The following is a 3327-nucleotide window of genomic DNA, read 5'->3' as shown; positions in this document are numbered from 1 at the left end:
TTTCGCCAACATCATTCGACTCTTTATTTGATGAAGCCAGGAGAATAACTTATTTAAAATTAAAAGATTACTCCATAAGCAAATTGTCATTTAGCATGATACAATATGACAATAAAATAATTCCTGAAGATATTAAAGAGCGTCTAAAACTGGTAGATAAGCCTAAAAATATCACTTCGACAGAAGAGTTAGTTGACTATACAGCCAAGCTTGCAGAAACGACTTTTTTAAAGGACGGTTATCACATTCAAACATTAATTTTTTATGATAAACAATTCCATCCAATTGATTTAATCAATACAACATTTGAAGATCAAGCAGATAAATATATTTTTTGGCGTTATGCAGCTGACAGAGCCAAAATAACAAATGCCTATGGCTTCATTTGGATATCAGAGCTATGGCTCAGAAAAGCAAGCATCTACTCCAATAAACCAATACATACAATGCCAATTATAGATGAAAGACTTCAGGTAATTGGAATTGATTCAAATAATAATCAAAAATGTATTTCATGGAAAATAGTTAGAGAAAACGAAGAAAAAAAACCGACTTTAGAAATATCAACAGCAGACTCAAAACATGACGAAAAACCATATTTCATGCGTTCAGTCTTAAAAGCAATTGGCGGTGATGTAAACACTATGAACAATTGAGTCATAGAACTTCCATTATTCTCCTGAAGATAATAATCGCCAAATAAACCAATACTCAGCTTTACAATATACTAACTAACCGCAGAACGTTATTTCATACAACGTTTCTGCGGCATATCACAAAACGATTACTCCATAACAGGGACAGCAGGCCACTCAATATCAGGTGCAGTTGATGTATCAACACGGTTCAGCAACACCCGATACTTCTTCCAGGCTTCCAGCAACGAGGTTTCTTCCTTCGTTGCAATTTCCAGATCTGCAGCATCCTGAAGCGGCGCAATATGCTCACTGGCTACCTGCATCAGGCTTTTTTTTGTTTCTTCCGCCTCCCGGATCCGGAACAGTTTTTCTGCTTCCGTATCCTTCACCCAGGCTGTGCCGTTCCACTTCTGATATTCCCCTCCCGGCGATAACCAGGTAAAATTTTCCGGTAACGGACCGAGTTCAGAAATAAATAACGCGTCGCCGGAAGCCACGTCATAGACGGTTTTACCCCGATGGTCTTCAACGAGATGCCACGATGCCTCATCACTGTTGAAAACAGCCACAAAGCCAGCCGGAATATCTGGCGGTGCAATATCGGTACTGTTTGCAGGCAGACCGGTATGAGGCGGAATATATGCGTCACCTTCACCAATAAATTCATTAGTTCCGGCCAGCAGATTATAAATTTTTATGGTCCGTGGTTGTTCACTCATTCTGAATGCCATTATGCAAGCCTCACAATATAGTTAAATGCAATGTTTTTGACGGTGTTTTCCGCGTTACCCGCAGCGTTAACGGTGATGGTGTGTCCGTGTGAACCAATACTGAAAGAATGGGCATGAGCACCGATAACAACCGGATGCTGGTGCGCACCAATACCAACTGTATGCGCATGTGCACCGGCACTCACGGCTGTACCGGACAATGAGTGACTGTGGCTGCCCTGACTGTCCGTTTTCGATAAATAAGCAATACCCTGTGTGCTGGTTCCTTTAACTGTGGATAAACTTCCTGTAATGGTTGCTGTTCCATACTGACTCCAGCCAGAACTGTTCATCCTTAAACCACTTGTGTGGGCATGAGCACCCGCGGCCCCTGTTGAACCGCTCAGACTGTGAGCATGAGCCCCCGTGTTATTCGTCGATTTGGTGCCGTAATCGAAACTGCCTGTTGTTTTCGTCCCGTAATCAAACGACGATGTGGTTTTCGTCCCCAAATCCGTACCGGATGCACTGGCACTGTGGGTGTGCGACTTAATTCCATCCTGTTCCTGAGACAATACAGCACGACCGCTGGCGGGTTTCCCCTTGATTGTCCAGCCTCGCATATCAGGAAGCACACCCGATGGATACGCGACAGCAAGTTTTGGGTAGGCTGATTTGTCAAACGCCTGCCCCTGCATCAGGACGTAGCCAGACGGAACGATATCTGATGGCCACGGGATCGGCGCACCTGCCGGAAAGGCCGAATTCTCACCGGCCCCAAGGTATTCAAGAACATCTGCAACGGAATTTTTTGCCAGAATATCCCTGCCAACCTGAGTCAGTTCAGTCAGGCTGGCGGCATCATTTTCCGCAAAATACGGTAATTTATTTTTCGCCGTGGAAAGCCCTGCCAGCGCCGTCAGTGTCGCATTCTTCGGTTGTTTACCCGCAAGCGCGTTAGTCATGGTGGTAGCAAAATCTGGATCATTCCCGAGCGCTGCGGCCAGTTCATTCAGCGTATTCAGTGCGTCAGGTGACGCGTCGATAACATCTGCAATCGCGGCCAGTACAAAAGCGGTGTTCGCAATCTGGGTATTGTTTGTTCCCCTGAGCGCGGTTGGTGCTGTTGGCGTTCCGGTCAGTGCCGGACTGTCCAGTGGGCTTTTCTGTTCGTTTCATCCATTACCACCTTAACCGCCTTTGGCGTTGCAGCAAGCGTTTCAGACGTGCTGTTGGTTGCACTGCTGAGCTGCACTATCCCCTTTCTCGTTGTGTCCGCATCCTCAAGCGCGACAGCTGAAGCTATATCTTCTGCACGTTTTGCCGAATTTTTTGCACGTATTGCCGCCGCTTCTGCCGCACTTTTGCTCTGCGATGCTGATACCGCACTTCCCGCAGCCTCTGTCGCCTTCGTGGATGCCGTTGACGCACTCCCCGCCGCCGCTGTTTTTGCGTCTGCCGCGGCAGAGGCGCTCCGTTCCGCTGCTGTTTCAGATGACCTGGCATTCGTCTCGGACGTTTTTGCCGCCCTGGCAGAATTTTCTGCCGCCGTTGCCGAGGAAGCTGCACGACCGGCACTTGATGATGCGTTCGTTTCTGATGATTTTGCTGCCTCTTTTGAGGCCACCGCATCTCGTGCTGAAGTGGCGGCCTCTGACGCTTTCGTGGCCGCGGTGGAGGCAGACGTGGCGGCTGATTGTTGTGACGCTGCAGCATTCGTTTCTGACGTTTTCGCCGCACCGGCACTGGTGGCCGCCGCGTTTTTTGAGGACTCTGCGGCTGCGGCACTTTTTTCCGCTTCAGTGGCCTTTGCTGATGCCGCTTCTGCGCCGGAGGACGCTTCCTGAGCTGACGATGCAGCCTGTCCGGCGGACGTGCTGGCGGCGCGTGCTGAGTCAGTTGCATCAGTCACAAGGGCCGCGACCTGAGCAGCTGATGCACTGGCATCGCCGGCTGATTTCTTCGCGTCTGCCGTACTC

The 3327-nt window shown here is 48.7% G+C and carries 4 protein-coding genes; 1 reads left to right on the top strand and 3 read right to left on the bottom strand.

Translation table 11 applies throughout. The annotated features are described in order from the left end of the window. The coding region (locus tag HP552_RS01070) for an Ea47 family protein (protein ID WP_446686449.1) at positions 1-656 on the top strand (656 nt) is incomplete at its 5' end. 128 nt (positions 657-784) lie between these two features. Here the strand turns inward: HP552_RS01070 and HP552_RS01065 are convergent. The 3 genes from HP552_RS01065 to HP552_RS01055 all read right to left on the bottom strand — a co-directional run. After that, positions 785-1369, bottom strand: a complete 585-nt coding sequence (locus tag HP552_RS01065) for a tail fiber assembly protein (protein ID WP_015979258.1) — start codon at positions 1367-1369, stop codon at positions 785-787. Then, positions 1369-2313 (bottom strand): phage tail protein, encoded by a 945-nt coding sequence (locus HP552_RS01060; protein ID WP_015979257.1) that lies wholly within the window; start codon positions 2311-2313, stop codon positions 1369-1371. The genes HP552_RS01065 and HP552_RS01060 overlap by 1 nt, the downstream gene beginning before the upstream one ends. A 173-nt stretch (positions 2314-2486) precedes the next feature. Next, positions 2487-3327 (bottom strand): tail fiber protein (locus tag HP552_RS01055; protein WP_175393897.1); only part of this gene is annotated, 841 nt, incomplete at its 5' end.

This window comes from Paenibacillus xylanilyticus (assembly GCF_013359935.1).
Classification (GTDB): domain Bacteria; phylum Bacillota; class Bacilli; order Paenibacillales; family Paenibacillaceae; genus Paenibacillus; species Paenibacillus xylanilyticus.
Note: the sequence above shows the minus strand (reverse complement) of the source record. Positions and strands in the feature narration are given on the sequence as shown.